Below are 821 nucleotides of genomic sequence, written 5' to 3' on the forward strand. Positions count from 1 at the left end.
GGCAAGCTCGACCGCAAGGCACTGCCCGCACCCGAGTACACGACCGGGAACACGGCGGGCAGTCGCCGGCCGGCGACGCCGCAGGAGGAAATCCTGTGCACCGTCTTCGCCAACGTGCTCGGACTGCCTGAGGTGGGAGTCGACGACGACTTCTTCGCCCTCGGCGGTCATTCGCTGCTGGGGGTGAGGCTCGTCAGCGAGATCCGGGCCGTCCTTGGTGTCGAGGTGGAGATTCGGACCCTGTTCGACGCCCCGACGGTGGCAGGTCTCGCACGGCAGCTCGGAGAGAAGAAGTCAGCTCGGCCGGCGTTGCGGCCCATGCGTAACCAGGGGGAGTCCTGATGTTTCCGTTGTCATTCGCGCAGCGCCGTCTGTGGTTCATCGAGCAGCTGGAGGGGCCCAGCCCCGCGTACAACATTCCGATGGCCGTGCGGCTGTCCGGTCGAGTGGATGCCGCGGCGCTGGATGCCGCCCTGCGGGATGTGATCGGTCGTCATGAAGTGCTCCGGACGGTGTTCGGCACCGCTGACGGTGAGCCGTATCAGCGAGTGCTGGACCTCACGGACGTCACTTGGCGGCTGCAGGTCGTCGACCGGTCCGAGCTGAGCGGTCCCGCCGGCCTGACGGAAGCCGTCACCGAGGCCGCTTCGCAGCCGTTCGACCTGTCAGCCGAAGTGCCGGTCCGTGCTTGGCTCTTCCCGGACGGATCAGGTGATCACGTTCTGCTCGTGGTGGTGCATCACATCGCGAGTGACGGCTGGTCGATGGGGCCGTTGGCTCGTGATCTGGCTGTTGCGTATGAGGCGCGGTGTGCGGGTCGG

Annotated in this window: 2 protein-coding genes; both read left to right on the plus strand. The window is 67.0% G+C overall.

Annotated elements, in window-relative coordinates; translation table 11 throughout:
* Window positions 1-342: phosphopantetheine-binding protein (locus IH50_RS43060; protein WP_158801431.1), on the plus strand; the 342-nt coding region annotated here is incomplete at its 5' end.
* Window positions 342-821 (plus strand): condensation domain-containing protein (locus IH50_RS43065; protein ID WP_158801433.1); only part of this gene is annotated, 480 nt, incomplete at its 3' end. The genes IH50_RS43060 and IH50_RS43065, both read left to right, overlap by 1 nt.

This window comes from Streptomyces sp. NRRL S-37 (assembly GCF_000721605.1).
Lineage (GTDB): Bacteria > Actinomycetota > Actinomycetes > Streptomycetales > Streptomycetaceae > Streptomyces.